This is a genomic window from Streptomyces sp. NPDC033221, assembly GCF_055577005.1.
The window spans coordinates 1-18,519 of the sequence record NZ_JBVIQN010000068.1 but is presented as its reverse complement, the minus strand read 5'-3'; the positions used below and the strand labels follow the sequence as shown (position 1 = coordinate 18,519).

7 protein-coding genes are annotated in these 18,519 nt (G+C 70.7%); 5 read left to right on the top strand and 2 right to left on the bottom strand.

Going from position 1 to position 18,519, the window contains the following annotated elements; translation table 11 throughout:
• Positions 1–153: 153 nt before the first annotated feature.
• Entirely contained in the window at positions 154–1,104 is a 951-nt protein-coding gene (locus ACZ53K_RS41510) for an ABC transporter permease (protein ID WP_468848000.1), read from the bottom strand.
• Positions 1,101–2,081, bottom strand: a complete 981-nt coding sequence (locus tag ACZ53K_RS41505) for an ATP-binding cassette domain-containing protein (RefSeq protein WP_468847997.1) — start codon at positions 2,079–2,081, stop codon at positions 1,101–1,103. The genes ACZ53K_RS41510 and ACZ53K_RS41505 overlap by 4 nt, the downstream gene beginning before the upstream one ends.
• 377 nt (positions 2,082–2,458) lie before the next feature.
• On the opposite strand from ACZ53K_RS41505, the gene ACZ53K_RS41500 reads away from it, so the two are divergent.
• The 5 genes from ACZ53K_RS41500 to ACZ53K_RS41480 form a co-directional block, all read left to right on the top strand.
• Positions 2,459–4,015 (top strand): aspartate aminotransferase family protein, encoded by a 1,557-nt coding sequence (locus ACZ53K_RS41500; RefSeq protein WP_468847994.1) that lies wholly within the window; start codon positions 2,459–2,461, stop codon positions 4,013–4,015.
• 89 nt (positions 4,016–4,104) lie between these two features.
• Positions 4,105–5,328, top strand: coding sequence for a cytochrome P450 (locus ACZ53K_RS41495; RefSeq protein WP_468847991.1), 1,224 nt, complete (start codon positions 4,105–4,107; stop codon positions 5,326–5,328).
• Between the two features lie 98 nt (positions 5,329–5,426).
• Positions 5,427–5,753: a ferredoxin gene (fdxA, locus tag ACZ53K_RS41490; protein WP_468847988.1), complete on the top strand. Its 327-nt coding sequence runs from the start codon at positions 5,427–5,429 to the stop codon at positions 5,751–5,753.
• A 918-nt stretch (positions 5,754–6,671) separates the two neighbouring features.
• Complete coding sequence (locus ACZ53K_RS41485; protein WP_468847985.1) at positions 6,672–18,233, top strand: SDR family NAD(P)-dependent oxidoreductase; 11,562 nt, start codon at positions 6,672–6,674, stop codon at positions 18,231–18,233.
• The coding region (locus tag ACZ53K_RS41480) for a polyketide synthase docking domain-containing protein (RefSeq protein WP_468847982.1) at positions 18,230–18,519 on the top strand (290 nt) is incomplete at its 3' end. The genes ACZ53K_RS41485 and ACZ53K_RS41480, both read left to right, overlap by 4 nt.

Genomic DNA, 18,519 nt, shown 5'->3' with positions numbered 1-18,519 from the left:
AGGAACAGAAGGAGCGGCGATAGGACGACAACCCCCCCCCCCCCCCCACCCACCACCCCCCCCCCCCCCCCCCCCCCCCCCCCCCCCCCCCCCCCCCCGGCCTGCTGTGCCGTGCCATCGTTCCGGTGGGCGCCCACGCGTGGGGCGGGCCCGTCACTTCCGGTTGTAGAAGCGCAGCGACAGCGTGCCGAATACGGCGGTGAGGGCTGCTGCCGCGATGAGCACCCAGGTGATCGCGCCGCCGTCCGGGGTGCCGTGCATCAGGCCGCGCGTCGCCGTGACCAGGTGGGTGATCGGGTTGAATCCGGTGACCGCCTGCAGCCACCCCGGCATGGTGTCCGCCTCGACGAAGACGTTGGACAGGAATGTCAGCGGGAAGAGCACATTGATGCTGATGCTCATCACCGACTTCTCGGACCGCATCAGCAGTCCGACCATCGTCCACAACCACGAGAAGGCGAACGCGAATCCGACCAGCAGCGCGACCGCCAGCACCACGCCGGTCACACCGCCCTGCGGACGGAAGCCGAGGGCCATACCGAGGGTCAGGATCACCGACGCCGCCGTGAAGTACCGCAGCACATCGCCGAACAGGGCTCCGAGAAGCGGCGCCGGACGCCAGATCGCCAGCGTGCGGAACCGGTCGAACACCCCCTTGTGCGTATCGGTATTGATGCCCGCGCCGGTGTACATCGTGATCATGATGACGCTGGTGACCATGATGCCGGGCAGCAGGTACTGCAGATAGTCGGTCACCGACCCGGCCAGCGCCCCGCCGAACAGGTAGGTGAACATCAGGACCATGATGATCGGGAAGACCGTGACGTCGAACAGCTGCTCCGGCAAGTGCTTGATCTTGAGCATCGCGCGCCAGCCGAAGGTGACCGACGCCGACCACGCGGACGGCCTCGGCGGCTTCTGCCCGGTGTCGAGCACGGCATGAAGCCGTGCCACCGCGGACGCCTCGGAGGCACCACCGGCCGGCCGGCCCTTGCTGTCGGCCACGGTGCTGCCGCACAGCCGGCAGTTGCCGGCCACCACATCACCGGCGCACCCCGGTTCTAGGCAGCCCCGGGCGGCGGGTTCGGTGCCGACGGCGGTCATGCCGCTGCCTCCTCAGTCGTGGCCGGGTGATCGGTAAGGGCGAGGAAGACCTCGTCGAGCGTTGGCTGCCCGAGCGCGAAACTGTCGACGGTCACACCCGCCGAGGCCAGCTCGGCCAGGGCCCGGGAGGCCCGCTCGGCCGCCTTTCGCTCGTCGTTCTCCTCGGCCAACTGGACAGTGAGGGCCGCGGGGTCGGGATCGAGCTGCACCTGGGCGCCGACGGCAGCGGCGAGCACCTGCCGCGCTGCCTCACGTTGCCGGGCGTCACGCAACCGGAGGCGGACCCTGCCGCCGCCGACGGATGCCTTGAGTTCGCCGGGCGTGCCGTCGGCAATGACCTTCCCCCGGTCGATCACCGCGATACGGGAGGCCAACTGGTCGGCCTCGTCCAGGTACTGGGTCGTCAGCAGGACGGTCGTACCGCGCGCGACGATGGCCCGGACGATGTCCCACACCTGGCTGCGGCTGCGCGGGTCGAGCCCGGTGGTCGGCTCGTCGAGGAACAGCACCTCCGGCGTATTGAGGAGCGAAGCGGCGATGTCCAGGCGCCGCCGCATGCCGCCCGAGTAGGTCTTGGCCGACCGGCCCGCGGCCTCGGTGAGGCCGAAGGCTTCCAGGAACTGCGCGGCGCGCTCGCGCGCCTGCTGCTTGCGGTATCCCAGCAGGCGGCCGAGCAGCACCAGGTTCTCGGTGCCGGTCAGGTCCTCGTCGACCGAGGCGTACTGCCCGGTGAGACTGATCTTCGAGCGCACCGCCTCGGCCTCGCGGACGACATCGTGCCCGAAGATCCGTGCCTCTCCCTCGTCCGGTCTGAGCAGGGTGGTGAGCATCCTCACCGTCGTGGTCTTGCCGGCGCCGTTGGGGCCGAGCACCCCGTACACCATGCCGGCCGGAACGGACAGATCGACTCCGTCCACCGCCCGGTGGCCGCCGAATGTCCGGACGATCCCGGTGGCCTCGATTGCCAACGTGGTCATAGCTGACTCACTTCCGTCTCCCGTTCGCATCCCGGTGCGCCAGTCGGGCCGGGTCGGCCGGCGCAGACGCGTGGCGGTCGGTTCATGACGGATGCGCTCCGGGTGACCACGGCTACGGGCCCGGCGACCGTTGACGCCGTGGGCAACAAAACCCTAGTGAACCCGCGCGAGGGCAGGTGCCCGGTTGGCCAGAACCTGCCAGCCACACCGTGGGACGTGCCCCGAACCTGCCACGCGGACAGGGCGACGGATTCCTGCGTGATAGGGCTACAGGCCAGAGCAAGCCGGCGACAGAGCGCCGGGGCAGACCTTCCGGTCTCCGGAATCCGACGGAACCTGCCAGACGCAGATTTTCGACCTGTCAATCGGAGAAAACGATGCGCTCCTCCATTGGTTCGCCCGAGTTCGCGGACACGTTCATGATTGAGTCACTGAACGAGTTCGGCCTTGCGGTGCGCTACGTGCGCGCCGCGGGCAACACGCTGTACCACACCGCCGAGGACGGCACCGAGATCGCGGTCTTCGACGCTGCCAGCGGGTTCGGCTCGTTGATGTTCGGACACAACAACCCGGAGCTCGTCGCACACGCCAAAGAGCTGCTGGACCAGCAAATTCCCGTACACACCCAGCTCGCCGGCTACACCTACGGCATCAATCTCGCCGCCGAACTGAACACCGTGGTCCGGCGTGAGCTGGAGACCGGGGACAAATTCTTCGCCCATTTCGGCAACAGCGGTGCGGAGGCGGTCGAGATCGCCGTCAAGCACGCCGAACTCGAACGCGGTATCCGCGTCTCCGAGCTGAGGGCCGAGATCGACACCCACCTCGGGGAGGCGCGCCAGGCCGTGGCCGAGGGGGCCACGCTCTCCGAGGCCGCCGCGGCGATCGCCGGCGGCGCAGATTTCGAGCACCTCGTCTCCGAGGTGGCCCGGCGCAACGCCGAAGTGGGCGACCGGCCGCCGCTGTTGCTGGCGCTGGAGGGCGGTTTCCACGGCAAGCTCATCGGCAGCCTCCAGCTCACGTACAACGAGGTGTTCCGCGCCCCGTTCAAGGCCCTGGCCGCGCAGACCCGGTTCATCCCGCGTGACCGCCCCGAAATGATCGCGAAGGTCGTCGACGAGGAACGCGTTCCGCTGCTGGACCTCGTGGTGCGGGACGGCGTCGTCGAGGTGACGGAGCGCGACTTCCCGCTGTTCACGGCGCTCGTGGTCGAGCCGATCATGGGCGAGCGCGGTATCGTCCCGCTGACGGCGGAGACGGCCCGCGGGCTGCGGGAGGCCTGTGACACGATCGGCGTGCCGCTGATCGCCGACGAGATCCAGTCCGGAATGGGCCGTACGGGCACCTTCCTCGCGGGCACGCAGATCGGCCTCAAGCCCGACTACATCGTCCTCGCCAAGGCCCTCGGCGGCGGTATCGCCAAGCTCGGCGCCGTGCTGATCAACGAGAACCGGTACCAGAAGGAATTCGAGCTGCTGCACACCTCCACCTTCGGCCGGGACGGCTTCTCCAGCCTTCTCGCCGTGAAGGTCGTGCAGATGCTGGAGGCCGACGACGGCAAGGCGTACCGGATGGCTGCCGAGCGCGGCGCGCAGGCCAGGGCGATGATGGAAGCGATCCAGGCCGATTACCCGGACGTCGTGAAGGACGTCCGGGGCAAGGGCTTGATGCTCGGATTCGAGATCCACGAGCAGACGGGGTCGGCGTCGCCCGAAATCAGCGAGGCGGCCGAACACGAGGCACTGTCGTACATCATCGGCGGGCACCTGCTGCGCAAGCACCGGGTCCGTATCTTCTCCACCGCGAGCAGCGACGAGACCATGCGGTTCGAGCCGTCGATCCACCTCTCGGACGAGGAAATCGCCCAGGTGGACGTGGCGTTCCGCGATGTCTGCCAGATCCTCAGGGACCAGGACGCGAGCCGTTTCGTCTAGCGAGTCCGTACAGCGGGGAAATCTGCGCGCGCAAACGGGCTGTTCCCGCATCACTTCGTCACCGATGACACAACACAGGGGGATTTGCTGTGACCAGCACTGAGATGTTGTTCGACCCGTCCTTGCCCGGCCTGTCCAACGACCCTTACCCGCATTACGCGAGGCTGCGTAAGGCCGACCCGGTGCACGAGCACCCCGCCGGGTACTGGATGGTTTCACGGCATGACGATGCCACGGCGATTCTGCGCGCCCCGCGGATGTCCGTGAATGAGAAGAACCTGGCCGGCGCTTCGGCCGAGGACGGCGCCCCGATGCAAGAGCTGCCGCCGGCGATGCTGGAGGCGGCGAACGTCATGAGCCTGTCCCTGCTCGACGTGGACCCGCCGGACCACACACGGCTGAGGTCGCTGGTGACCAAGGCGTTCACGCCGAAGTCCATCGTCGCGCTGGAGCCGACGGTGACCAAGCTGGTGGACGAGGCACTGGACCGGATTGCCGACGGCGGCCGGGTGAACCTCATGGACGAGCTGGCGTTCCCGGTGCCGTTCGCGGTGATCTCCCACATGCTCGGCACGCCGGCGGCCGACAGCGACCGGATCCGCGAACTGACCGGCAAGATCCACCGCTCGCCCGAGCTGCTGGACGAGGCCGAGATGATCGAGGGCATGGCCGCGATCCAGGAACTGGTCGCGATCACCCGCCAGATGATCGACTGGAAGCGCAGCAACCCGGCGGACGACCTGCTGACCGCGCTGATTGCCGCCGAGCACGAGGGCGACAAGCTCACCGCCGACGAACTGGTCGCCCAGGTGCTGCTGATCTACGCCGCCGGGCACGAGACGACGGTGAGCCTGATCGGCGGTGGCGTGGCCGCGCTGCTGCACAACCCCGACCAGCTGGAGCTGCTGCGGAGCCGGCCGGACCTGGCCGAGAACGCGGTCGAGGAGTTCCTGCGCTACGACCCGCCGATCCAGCAGACCCGGCGCATCACCACGGCGCCGTACCCGTTGCGCGGCAAGGAGATCCCCGCGGGCTCGCTGGTGATGGTCGCCATCGCGGCCGCCAACCGCGACGAGGACCACTTCGGCGCGGACGCCGACCGCCTGCGCATCGACCGCCCCAACGCACGCCAGCATGTGTCGTTCGGCGCCGGTGTGCACCACTGCTTCGGCTCGGCACTGGCCAAGATGGAGGGCCGGATCGCGATCGGCCGGCTGGTCGAGCGGTTCGGCTCCCTGGCCCCGGCCGGCGAGGTGACGTACAGCGACCGTGTCGAGCTGCGCAGCGCCAAGGACGTACCGATCACCGTCTGACGCCACGGCCGGGGCCGCACCGCTGCCGCCCCGGCCGGACACGCCGCACACGGCCGCGGCCGGCGATGTGCCGACACCCGGACCGTCAAGGAGCCCTCGTGACCTATGTGATCGCCCAGCCCTGTGTCGACGTCAAGGACAAGTCCTGCGTCGAGGAATGCCCCGTCGACTGCATCTACGAAGGACGGCGGATGCTCTACATCCACCCCGACGAATGCGTCGACTGCGGCGCCTGCGAACCCGTCTGCCCCGTCGAAGCCATCTTCTACGAAGACGACCTCCCGCCCGACTGGACCGACTACAGCTCCGCCAACGCCGACATCTTCGCCACCCTCGGCTCACCCGGCGGCGCCGCCGGCACCGGGCCCCTCCCACACGACCACCCCGTGGTCGACCGGGTCGGCTCCGCAGTCCGCCAAGCCTGAAGCAGGCCCCTTTCGCGGCAGCTCCGCTGGCAGTTTCCTGAAACCCGCGTTGTCGCAGGTGCGGGCGGGTAGTTGGATGAAGCACAGGGAGAGCGCCCGGATCGGTCCGGGCAGCTTCCCGGTGGCATACGTCCCCCAAGGTGCCGCCGTGACTCGGGGCCCCGAGAACCGTAAAGGTTCCGGGGCCCCGAGTTTTTTGTGCCGACGCACGAGGAAGACCGAACCCTGCAGCGGCCCGGGGCGGGGAGCCGGGGCCGGATCTCTACTTGACAGCGCACAGTGAGTTGCTCCGGCGCGAAGGAGTGACAGTTTCATGCCTGGGGCCGAGGAACTCGCAACGGAGCGAACCGGACCCGCAACCTTCTGTAGGGGTACCGGCAGGGCATGACAGCTACCTGTCCCCTTGTGGCGATGGCCCAAGGCGTGCCCTAACGTCACACACGCCATTCACCAACACACGGAGCGGCTTGAGCGTTGCCGTTCGCCGCGCGTGTTCCGTCGAATGCCGACCGGACCCGAAGAGGATCCAGCACACACGGGGGAGATGCGGAAACATGCAGGGGGAGAAGTACTGGCATCCGTGCCGCACGGGAGAGCCGACCCACTCGGCACGCGCATCGCAATGCGCATAGTTTCTTCTTGAGTTCGACTGTCGAAGCCTGGCGTCCCAGAGCCCTTTCTTAATGGCCAGTGACGCGCGCGCCGCGCGCGTCCCAGCGGGCTTTCTTTGGGCTGCCAGTTGAGGAACTTCGGCGCCATCGGAGCGTCCGTATCCCTATGTCCTGGGATGGCGGACGGACCCGGCCGGCGGTCCGGTGTGGATGAGGCCGCGACTCATCGTCCCAACAGGGGAGTGCGCGGCATGAAAGCAGTCAAGAACCTGGTCGCATCGCCGCGCCCGGGTCGGGAGGGGTAGGCGTGGCCACCGACAAGAACGACGTCATCGAAGCTCTTCGGAGGTCGGTCAAGGAGGCCGAACATCTCCGGCGGCAGAACCGGGAACTCGTGGACCGGGCGAACGAGCCGATCGCGATTGTGGGGATGGGATGCCGCCTTCCGGGCGGTGTGAAGAGTCCGGAGGAGTTGTGGCAGTTGGTGGCGTCCGGGCGGGATGCGGTGTCGCCGTTTCCGGGGGACCGGGGCTGGGATGTGGAGGGGCTGTTCCACCCGGATCCGGATCACCCGGGGACCGCGTATACGCGGGAGGGTGGTTTCGTCGACAGGGCCGGTGAGTTCGACGCGGAGTTCTTCGGGATCAGTCCGCGTGAGGCCCTCGCGATGGATCCGCAGCAGCGGCTGTTGCTGGAGACGGCGTGGGAGGCGATGGAGGATGCGGGTATCGATCCGTCCTCGCTGCGCGGCAGCGACACCGGTGTCTTCACCGGCCTGATGTACGCGGATTACCAGCACCTGGCCGGAATGAGCGACCGGCGCGACGAGATCGAGGGCTACCTGTACATCTCCTCGGCGGCCAGCGTGGCATCTGGGCGTATCAGTTACACCTTTGGTTTTGAGGGTCCGTCGGTTGCGGTGGATACGGCGTGTTCGTCGTCGTTGGTGGCCATTGCGCAGGCGGTTGCCGCGTTGCGGTCGGGGGAGTCGTCGCTGGTTCTGGCCGGTGGCGTGACCGTGCTGTCCAGGCCGAACATTTTTGTCGAGTTCAGCCGCCAGCGCGCTCTGGCGCCGGATGGGCGGTGCAAGGCGTACTCGGCAGCGGCGGACGGTGTGGGGTGGAGTGAGGGCTGTGGCCTGCTGGTCCTGGAGCGGCTGTCGGACGCGCGACGCAACGGCCACCAGGTGCTGGCGGTGGTGCGGGGCAGTGCGGTCAACCAGGACGGTGCCAGTAACGGTCTGACGGCGCCGAATGGTCCGTCGCAGGAGCGGGTGATCAGGGCGGCGCTGGCCAGTGCCGGTCTGTCGGCCGCGGATGTCGACGCGGTGGAGGGGCATGGGACGGGGACGCCGCTGGGTGATCCGATCGAGGCGGAGGCGCTGCTGGCGACCTATGGCCGGGAGCGGGCGGAGGGCCCGTTGTGGCTGGGGTCGTTGAAGTCGAACATCGGGCATACGCAGGCCGCGGCGGGTGTGGCGGGTGTGATCAAGATGGTGATGGCGATGCGGCACGGTCAGCTGCCGCGCACGCTGCATGCCGAGGTGCCGTCGCCGCACGTCAACTGGCCGGCGGGGCAGGTCGAGCTGCTGGCCGAAGCGCGGGAGTGGCCCGCGTCGGACCGGCCGCGGCGGGCCGGGGTGTCCTCCTTCGGGATCAGCGGCACCAACGCCCACGTCATCATCGAAGAAGCCCCCGCGGAAGAAGTGGTGGAGCTTCCGGTGGAGCGGCCGGCGGGCCCGGTTCCCGTTCTGCTGTCGGCGCGTAACGATGCGGCGCTGCGCGCACAGGCCGAGCGGCTGCGGTCCCACCTGGTCGCACAGCCGGAGCTGTCCGTCGTGGACACGGCCTTCTCTTCGGTGAGTACGCGCACGTTGCTGGAGCGGCGCGCGTCGGTCACGGCGTCGGACCGAGCGGAACTGCTGGCGAAACTCACCTCGGTGGCCGAGGGGGAATCCGCGGTTACGGGGAAGACGGCGTTTCTGTTTTCGGGGCAGGGGTCGCAGCGGGTGGGGATGGGGCTGGAGCTGGCGGAGAGATTCCCCGTTTTCGATGCGGCGTTGGGTGAGGTGTGTGCGGCGGTTGATCCGTTGTTGGGTCGGTCGTTGCGGGGGTTGTTGGGTGAGGGGGGTGGTGTGCTGGATTCGACGGAGTTCACGCAGGTGGCGTTGTTCGCTGTTGAGGTGGCGTTGTTCCGGCTGGTGGAGTCGTTGGGGGTGGGTTGTGAGTTTGTGATGGGTCATTCGGTGGGGGAGGTGGCGGCTGCGCATGTGGCGGGGGTGTTGTCGCTGGGGGATGCGTGTGCGTTGGTGGTGGCGCGTGGGCGGTTGATGGGTGGGTTGCCTGCGGGTGGGGCGATGGTGGCGGTGCAGGCGGGTGAGGCGGAGGTTGTCGAGTCGTTGGTGGGGTTTGAGGGTCGTTTGGGTGTGGCGGCGGTTAATGGTGTGCGGGCGGTGGTGGTGTCGGGTGATGGGGATGCGGTGGAGGAGTGGCTGCCGCGTTGGGATGGTCGGAAGACGGCGCGGTTGCGGGTGTCGCATGCGTTTCATTCGGCGCGTATGGAGCCGATGCTGGATGAGTTCCGTGCGGTGGTGGAGAGTCTGACGTTTGGGCGGCCGCGGATTCCGGTGGTTTCGAATGTCACCGGTGAGGTGATGGCGCAGTTCGATGCCGCTTATTGGGTGCGGCATGCGCGGGAGGCGGTGCGGTTCGCCGACGGTGTGCGCACGTTGTGGGATGCGGGGGTGCGCCGGTATATCGAGCTGGGGCCGGATGCGGTGCTGACGGCGATGGCCCGGCAGAGTGTGGACGGCGAGTCGGGTGGTGTATTCGTGCCGGTGATGCGGGCCGGGCGTGCTGAGACGGAAACGTTCGCAGCGTTCCTGGGCCGGGCGTATCAGTCGGGCATGCGGGTGGACTGGGCCGCGTACTACGCCGGTACCGGCGCGCAGCGCGTACAACTGCCCACATACGCCTTCCAGAAGGAGTGGTACTGGCCGGCGCCCGGCAGCGGATTCGGCGACGTCACCGAAGCCGGACTGGGGCGCGTCGATCACCCGGTCCTCGCGGGCGTGGTCCGGCTCGGGGACCGCGACGAATGGGTGTTCACCGGCCGGGTCTCCACGAACACACAGCCCTGGCTCGTGGACCACCAGCTGTTCGGCACGACCGTCGTGCCCGGCACCGGCCTGGTCGAGCTGGTGCTCGCCGCCGGGCGGCAGACCGCCAGCCCGGTACTGGACGAGCTGGTGCTGGAGGCGCCGCTCCTCCTGGAGGAGGGCGCGGCCCGGCAACTTCAGGTCACCGTAGGCCCGGCCGACGAGGACGGCCGCCGCGAGGTGGCGGTCTACTCGCACCCGGAGTCCAGCGACGTACTGGTCTCGTCCCACCAGCAGCCTGGTGGTGAGGAGTTGGATGCCGTCTGCCATGCCCGAGGCGTGCTCAGCGGGCAGACGGCGGCGGCAGTCGCCGAGTGGCCTGCCATGTGGCCGCCGGAGAACGCGCAACCGCTCTCGGCGGACGACCTCTACACCCGTCTGTCCGACATCGGTTACACCTACGGCCCCGCCTTCCAGGGCGTGCAGGCCGTCTGGCTTGACGGTGACCACGGTTACGCCGAGGTGGTGCTTCCGGAGACCGCCGGCGGTGCCGGGCACGGCATCCATCCCGCCCTGTTCGACGCCATGCTGCAGAGCGCTGTCGTTCCGCTGTCGGACCCCGCGGAGCAACGGCTCCGCGCACCGTTCAGCTGGGACGACGTACGGCTCAGCGGTCTGGGCGCCACGCGGCTGCGTGTGCGTTCGACCGTCACCGGCGATGGCGCGGTACGACTGGACGCGGTCGACGAGTCGGGCGCGCCGGTCGTGTCCGTCGGCTCCGTCGCTGTCCGGCCGGTCGAGCAGGGGCACTTCGACGCTGCCCAGCGGTCGCTGTACACCCTCGACTGGGTGCCGGTCACCGAGACCGGTACGGCCGGTACGGCCGTACGGACGGTCGACCTGGCAGACCTCGACCAGGCGCTGACCGAGGGGGTGCCCGATGTCGTGGTCGCGCAGGTGGAAACCCCGGCGGATGGCTCGGCACAGACGGTCGCCCTCGGCGCACTGACACTCGTGCAGCGGTGGCTGGCGAGTGAGCGGCTGGCTGAGTCCCGGTTGGTGCTGGTGACGCGTGGGGCGGTTGCGGTGTCCGGTGAGGCGCCGGATGTGGTCCAGGCCGCGGTGTGGGGTTTGGTGCGCAGTGCGCAGTCCGAGCATCCCGGCCGGTTTGTGCTGGTCGATGTGGAGGGTGGCGGGGCCGACTGGGGTGCCGTGGTCGGTTGTGGTGAGCCGCAGGTGGCGGTGCGGGGTGGCAGGTTGCTGGCGCCGCGTCTGGGCCGTGCTTCGGTCGGTTCGCCGTGGTTGTGGTCGGCTGAGGACAGTGTGCTGATCACCGGTGGTACCGGTGGGCTGGGTGCGGTCGTGGCGCGGCATCTCGTGGGGCGGGGTGTGGGACGGCTGCAGTTGGTGAGCCGGCGTGGTCTCGCGGCGCCGGGCGCGGAGGAGCTGGTCGCCGAGCTGGTGGAGTCGGGCTGCGAGGTCCGGGTGGCCGCGTGTGATGTGGCGGACCGTGGCCAGGTGGCGGGTCTGCTGGCGTCGCTGGAACAGCCGTTGACGGCTGTGGTGCATGCGGCGGGTGTGCTGGATGACGGTGTGGTGGAGTCGCTGACTGCTGAGCAGCTGGAGCGGGTGATGCGGCCGAAGGTCGACGCGGCCCGGCACCTGCACGAGCTGACCGCGGGGATGGGCCTGACCGCCTTCGTCCTGTTCTCCTCGGTTGCCGCGCTGGTCGGTACCCCGGGCCAGGCGAACTACGCGGCGGCGAACGCGGCACTGGACGCCCTCGCGGCCGAGCGCCGGGCCGAAGGGCTGCCGGCCACCTCCCTCGCGTGGGGCCTGTGGGCCGACGCGAGCGGTATGGAGGGCGAGCTGGGCGAGGCCGATCTCGCCCGGCTGGCGCGGATGGGCATCGGCGCGCTGCCCCCGGCACAGGCCCTCGACCTGTTCGACCACGCGCTCGGGCAGGACCTGGCGCTGCTGGCGCCGGTGAGATTCGACTTGGCCGCACTGCGGGCGCAGGCCCGTACCGGGCTGCTGCCCGCTCCCCTGCACGGCCTGGCCCCGGTACGCCGCCGCGCCGAATCGGGCGGATCGCTCGCGCAGCGGCTCGCCGGCGTCACCGAGGCGGACCGCGAAAGAGTCGTACGGGACCTGGTGACCGGCCAGGTGGCGGCCGCGCTCGGCCACACGTCGGCCGGGGCCGTCGACCCCGAGCGGGCGTTCAAGGACCTCGGGTTCGACTCGCTCACCGCGGTCGAGCTGCGGAACAACCTCGCCCGCGCCACGGGCGTGCGGCTGCCCGCGACCCTGGTCTTCGACCACCCGACCCCGGCGGCCGTCGCGCGACTGTTGCTGAGTGAGGTCGGCGGGATCGTCGAGCCCCGACGGCCGGTGGCACGGCCTCGCCGAGTGGACGATGAGCCGATCGCGATTGTGGGGATGGGGTGCCGGTTCCCGGGCGGGGTGGAGAGTCCGGAGGAGTTGTGGCGGTTGGTGGCGTCCGGGCGGGATGCGGTGTCGCCGTTTCCGGTGGACCGGGGCTGGGATGTGGAGGGGCTGTTCCACCCGGATCCGGATCACCCGGGGACCGCGTATACGCGGGAGGGTGGTTTCGTCGACAGGGCTGGGGAGTTCGACGCGGAGTTCTTCGGGATCAGTCCGCGTGAGGCCCTCGCGATGGATCCGCAGCAGCGGCTGTTGCTGGAGACGGCGTGGGAGGCGATGGAGGATGCGGGTATCGATCCGTCCTCGCTGCGCGGCAGTGACACCGGTGTCTTCACCGGCCTGATGTATGCGGATTACCAGCACCTGGCCGCGATGAGCGACCGCCGCGACGAGATCGAGGGGTACCTCATGATCTCGTCCGCGGCGAGTGTCGCGTCCGGGCGTATCAGTTACACGTTCGGCTTCGAGGGTCCGTCGGTTGCGGTGGATACGGCGTGTTCGTCGTCGTTGGTGGCCATTGCGCAGGCGGTTGCCGCGTTGCGGTCGGGGGAGTCGTCGCTGGTTCTGGCCGGTGGCGTGACCGTGCTGTCCAGGCCGAACATCTTCGTGGAATTCAGCCGCCAGCGCGGACTGGCGCCGGATGGGCGGTGCAAGGCGTATGGGGCCGGCGCGGACGGTGTGGGGTGGAGTGAGGGCTGTGGCCTGCTGGTCTTGGAACGGTTGTCGGACGCGCGGCGTAATGGTCATCGGGTGCTGGCGGTGGTGCGGGGCAGTGCGGTCAATCAGGACGGTGCCAGTAATGGGCTGACGGCGCCGAATGGTCCGTCGCAGGAGCGGGTGATCAGGGCGGCGCTGGCCAGTGCCGGTCTGTCGGCCGCGGACGTGGACGCGGTGGAGGGGCATGGGACGGGGACGCCGCTGGGTGATCCGATCGAGGCGGAGGCGCTGCTGGCGACCTATGGCCGGGAGCGGGCGGGGGGTCCGTTGTGGCTGGGGTCGTTGAAGTCGAACATCGGGCATACGCAGGCCGCGGCGGGTGTGGCGGGTGTGATCAAGATGGTGATGGCGATGCGGCACGGTCAGCTGCCGCGCACGCTGCATGCCGAGGTGCCGTCGCCGCATGTCAACTGGCCGGCGGGGCAGGTCGAGCTGCTGGCCGAGGCGCGGGAGTGGCCCGCGTCCGACCGGCCGCGGCGGGCCGGGGTGTCCTCCTTCGGGATCAGCGGCACCAACGCCCACGTCATCATCGAAGAAGCCCCCGCCGAAGCACCGGCCGAGACGGCCGCGATCGACGCCGCGCCGGTGCCCGCGCCTGCGGTGCTGCCGGTACTGGTGTCCGCCAGGAGCGAGGCGGCGCTGCGGACGCAGGCCGACCGGCTGCGGGCCCAGCTGATCGCCCAGCCCGAGCTGTCCACCGTGGACATGGCGTACTCACTGGCGACGATGCGGGCGCAGCTGGAACACCGCGCCGTGGTGGTCGCGACCGATCGCGGCGCGCTGCTGACCGGCCTCGGTGACCTCTCGTCGAACGAGCCGTCGGCAGACGTGGTCGAGGGCCGCCCCGTGGGCGGCAAGGCCGTGTTCGTCTTCCCGGGCCAGGGCGCGCAGTGGGCAGGCATGGCGACGGAACTGGCGCACGCCTCGCCGGTGTTCGCGGCTCGGCTCGCGCAGTGCGGCGCCGCACTCGACGCCTTCGTGGACTGGCGCCTGGACGACGTCCTCCGAGGCGCCGAGGACGCGCCGTCACTGGAGCGCGTGGACGTCGTCCAGCCCGCGCTGTGGGCGGTGATGGTCTCGCTCGCCGAACTGTGGCGGTCCTACGGTGTCGAGCCGTCCGCGGTGGTCGGGCACTCCCAGGGCGAGATCGCCGCCGCCGTCGTGGCCGGCGCCCTCTCGATCGAGGACGGTGCCAGGGTGGTCGCCCTGCGCAGCCGCCTCGTACGGGACCGGCTCGCCGGCAAGGGCGGCATGGTGTCCGTCGCGCTGCCGGCGCAGCGGGCCGAGGAACTCCTCGCCCGCTACGAGGGCCGGGTGTCGCTCGCCGCGGTCAACGGCCCGGCCGCCGTCGTGGTGGCCGGCGAGCCCGCCGCGCTGGACGACCTGATCACCGCGTGCGAGCGGGACGGCATCCGGGCCCGCCGGGTGAACGTGGACTACGCCTCGCACTCGGCGCAGGTCGAGACAATCGAGGCCGAGCTGGCGGAGCTGCTGGCCCCGGTCGCGCCGCAGACCGGGCAGGTGCCGCTCTACTCGACGGCCACCGGGGACTTCATCGACACCGCGACCATGGACGCCGCCTACTGGTACGGCAATCTGCGCGGCCGGGTCGGATTCCAGCCCGCCGTACAGGCGCTCATCGACAACGGCGCGGGATGCTTCCTGGAGATGTCGCCGCACCCGGTGCTGGCCATGGCCGTCGAGGAGACCGCCGCCGCACACGGGGCGGCGGACCGCGTCGCCGTGACCGGCTCGCTGCGCCGCGGCGAGGGCGGCCTCGGACGGTTCGTGACGTCGCTGGCCGAGGCCCATGTCGCCGGGGTCGCGGTGGACTGGTCGTCCTTCCACGCCGGAGCGCGGCGGGCGGACCTGCCGACCTACGCGTTCCAGCGGGAGCGGTTCTGGCTGACTGCGGGGCCGCGTGCCGGAGATGTGACCGCGGCCGGCCAGACCCGGGTGACGCACCCGGTCCTGGCTGCGGCGGTACCGGTCGCGGACCGCGACGAATGGGTGTTCACCGGCCAGGTCTCCCAGGAGGCGCAGCCCTGGACGCGGGACCACATGGTGTTCGGCACCGTCCTGGTGCCGGGAACCGCGCTGGTCGAGATGGTGCTGGCCGCCGGCCGTCAGCTGGGCTGCGCAGCGGTGGACGAACTGGTGCTGGAGGCGCCGCTGCTGCTGGCGGAAGACGCCACCCGCCAGATACAGGTCACCGTCGGCTCCGCGGGGGAGGACGGCCGCCGCGAGGTGGCGATCTACTCGCGGCCCAAGGACGACGAGAACGAGTCGCCCGAGACCATCTGCCACGGACGCGGCTGGCTGGCCGTTGACGAGGCACCGCCGGAGCGGTTCCCGGCGCAGTGGCCGCCCGCCGGCGCGGAGCCCGCGGCCGCCGGACTGCTCTACGAGCGGCTGGCGGACATCGGCCTGGAGTACGGGCCGCTGTTCCAGGGGGTACGGGCGGCATGGCGCGCCGGTGACACTGTCTACGCCGAGGTCGCGCTGCCCGACGACACCGGGACCGGTGGGTTCGGCATCCACCCGGCGCTGTTCGACGCCGCCCTGCACGGTGCGCTGCTGTCCAAGGAAGCCGGATCGCCGGTGGACCTGCCGTTCTCCTGGTCCGGAGTACGGCTCGGGCGCACCGGGCTCACCCGGGTGCGGGTGCGCATCACGCCGGCGGCGGGCTCCGCGCTGCGCGTGGAGATCGCGGACGACTCCGGGGTGGTGGTCGCGGCGGTCGGCGCCCTCGGCCTGCGCCCGCTGGAGCCCGGGCAGCTCGATCGCGTACAGGGCTCGAAGAACACCCTGTTCCAGGTGGACTGGGCCGAGGTCACGGCCACACCGTCGGCCCCGGTACAGCTCGTACGGCTCGGTGCCGAGTACGCGGACCTGGACGCGCTGGAGCAGGCACTGGCCGACGGCGCGCAGGCGCCGGACCTGGTCGTCGCCGCGATCGAGACGCCGTCCGGCGAGCCGGCCGCGGCGGCGCGCGCGGCCGGCGCCGACACGCTGGCCCTGGTGCAGCGGTGGCTGGCCGGCGAATGGCTCGGCGAGTCCCGGCTGGCCGTGGTGACCCGCGGCGGCGCCGCGGTGGGCGACGAGTCGCCGGACGTGGCGCAGGCCGCGGTGTGGGGTCTGGTGCGCAGCGCCCAGTCCGAGCATCCGGGCCGGTTCCTGCTGGTGGACCTCGACGGCAGCGGCGAGCCCGCCTGGGACGCGCTGCTCGATCTGGACGAGCCGCAGCTGGCCCTGCGCGCCGACCGGCTGCTGGCACCGCGACTGGTACGCACCGACCAGCCGCTGCCGGTGGACGGCGCGTGGCGGCTGGCCGTCGGCCGCGCCGGCTCACTGGAGGACCTGGCGATCGCCCCGTCCCAGGGCACGCGGTCCCTGGGCGCCGGTGAGGTACGCGTCGCGGTCCGTGCCGCGGGCCTGAACTTCCGCGACGTGCTGATCGCGCTGGGCCTGTACCCGGGTGAGGCGCCGCTGGGCAGCGAGGCCGCCGGCGTCGTGCTGGAGGTCGGCGCGGACGTCACCGGCCTGGCCCCCGGTGACCGGGTGTTCGGCCTGATCACCGACGCGTTCGGGCCGGTGGCGGTGGCGGACCGGCGCACGGTCGTACCGATGCCGCCCGGGCTGTCGTTCGTGGAGGCGGCCGCGGTGCCCGTGGTCTACCTGACCGCCTATTACGGCCTGGTCGACCTGGCCGGCCTGCGCGCCGGCGAGCAGCTGCTGGTGCACGCCGCGGCCGGTGGTGTCGGCATGGCCGCCGTACAGCTGGCCCGTCATCTGGGGGCGGAGGTGTTCGCGACGGCGAGCCCGCACAAGTGGGACGCGGTACGGGCGCTGGGCATCCCGGCGGAGCGGATCGCCTCGTCGCGCGACCTGGACTTCCGTACGACGTTCCTGGACGCCACCGGCGGCGCCGGGGTGGACGTGGTGCTGGACGCGCTGGCCGGAGAGTTCGTCGACGCCTCACTTCACCTGCTGCCCAGGGGCGGCCGGTTCATCGAGATGGGCAAGACCGACATCCGTGACCCGGAGGTCGTCGCCCGGGAGAACCCGGGCGTCCGCTACCGCTCCTTCGACATGACCGAAGCCGGGCCGGAGCGGATCCAGCAGATGCTGACCGAGATCTCCGCGCTGTTCGGCCAGGGCGTACTCACCCCGTCGCCCATCCGCACGTGGGACGTGCGCCGGGGCCGGGAAGCCTTCCGGTTCCTGCGCGAGGGGCACAACGTCGGCAAGATCGTGTTCACCCTCCCGGCACCGATCGACCCCGAGGGCACCGTACTGATCACCGGTGGCACCAGCGGCCTGGGCGCCCGGTTCGCCAGGCACCTGGCCGAGCGGCACGGCGCCAGGAACCTGCTGCTGGTCAGCCGCCGCGGCCGGGCCACCGACGGGGTGGACCACCTGCTCGCCGAACTGGCGGAGCTGGGGGCCACGGCCCGGGTGGCGGCCTGCGACGCGGCCGACCGGGACCAACTGGCGGAGCTGCTCGGCTCGCTGGACCGGCCGCTCACCGCGGTCGTGCACTCCGCGGGAGTGCTCGACGACGGCGTGGTCGAAGCCCTCACCCCGGAGCAGATCGACCGGGTGATGCGGCCGAAGATCGACGCGGCATGGAATCTGCACGAGCAGACCATGGGGCATGAGCTGTCCGCGTTCGTGCTGTTCTCGTCGGCGGCGGGACAGCTGGGCAACCCGGGGCAGGCGAACTACGCCGCCGCGAACGCGGCCCTCGACGCGCTGGCACACCAGCGGCGCGCGGCCGGGCTGCCGGCGAACTCCCTGGCCTGGGGCCTGTGGGCGGACACCACCGGCATGACCGGGGAGATGGACGAGACGGACCTCGCCAGGATGGCGCGTACCGGCATCGGCGCGCTCTCCGCCGAACTCGGCCGGGACCTGTTCGACCAGAGCATCGGCTCGGACGCGGCCCTGCTGGTGCCGCTGCGGCTCGACCTGTCCGCACTGCGCACGCAGGCGCGGGACGGCACGCTGCCGGCCCTGCTGCGCGGGCTGGTCCGTGCTCCGGCACGGCGCGCCGAAGCGGTGGGCGGATCACTGGCCCAGCGGCTCACCGGAGTGGCCGAGGCGCAGCGCGAGCAGGTCGTGCTGGAGCTGGTGCAGGCGCAGGTCGCGGCCGTCCGCGGTGGTGCTTCCGGTGCCGGGGTCGAGCCGGACCGGGCGTTCAAGCAGCTCGGGTTCGACTCGCTGGCCGCGGTCGAACTGCGCAACCGGCTCGCCCGACAGACCGGTCTCCGGCTGCCGGCCACCCTCGTGTTCGACTACCCGACCCCCGCACACGTCGCGCGGCTGCTCCTTCAGGAGGCCGGCGCGGACGCGGCGCAGGAGGAGCGGTCACCGTTCGACGAGGAGCTTCGCAAGCTGGAAGAACTGCTGATCGCCGTGGCGGACGACGAGCAGGCCCTGCTCGGCATCGAGCCACGCCTGCGCTACCTGAGCAACCGGCTGCGGGCCGTGCTCGGCGGCACCGGCAAAGAACCGTCCGACGTGACCGCGGAGCCGGACGACGACCTGGACGTGGCGTCCGACGACGAGGTGTTCGACCTGATCGACAAGGAGCTCGGATCCGCATGAACGCGAACACGAACGAGCACAAGCTCCGCAGCTACCTGCGGAAGGTCACGGCGGAGCTGCGCACGGCCAACCGCCGCGTGCGCGAGCTGGAGGACCGCGACGCCGAGCCGCTGGCGATCGTCGGCATGAGCTGCCGCTACCCCGGCGGCGTCACCTCGCCGGACGAACTGTGGGACCTCGGGGGGGGGGGGGGGGGGGGGAGGAAAAACCCCACCCCCACCCCCCCCCCCCCCCCAAAACAACCCCCCAAAACCAACCACAACACACCCCCAACAACGAAAAAAAA

Bases quoted from the DNA above. Each gene is read 5' to 3' on its own strand.
- ACZ53K_RS41510 (WP_468848000.1), bottom strand. From the start codon at position 1,104: ATGACCGCCGTCGGCACCGAACCCGCCGCCCGGGGCTGCCTAGAACCG.
- ACZ53K_RS41505 (WP_468847997.1), bottom strand. From the start codon at position 2,081: ATGACCACGTTGGCAATCGAGGCCACCGGGATCGTCCGGACATTCGGC.
- ACZ53K_RS41500 (WP_468847994.1), top strand. From the start codon at position 2,459: ATGCGCTCCTCCATTGGTTCGCCCGAGTTCGCGGACACGTTCATGATT.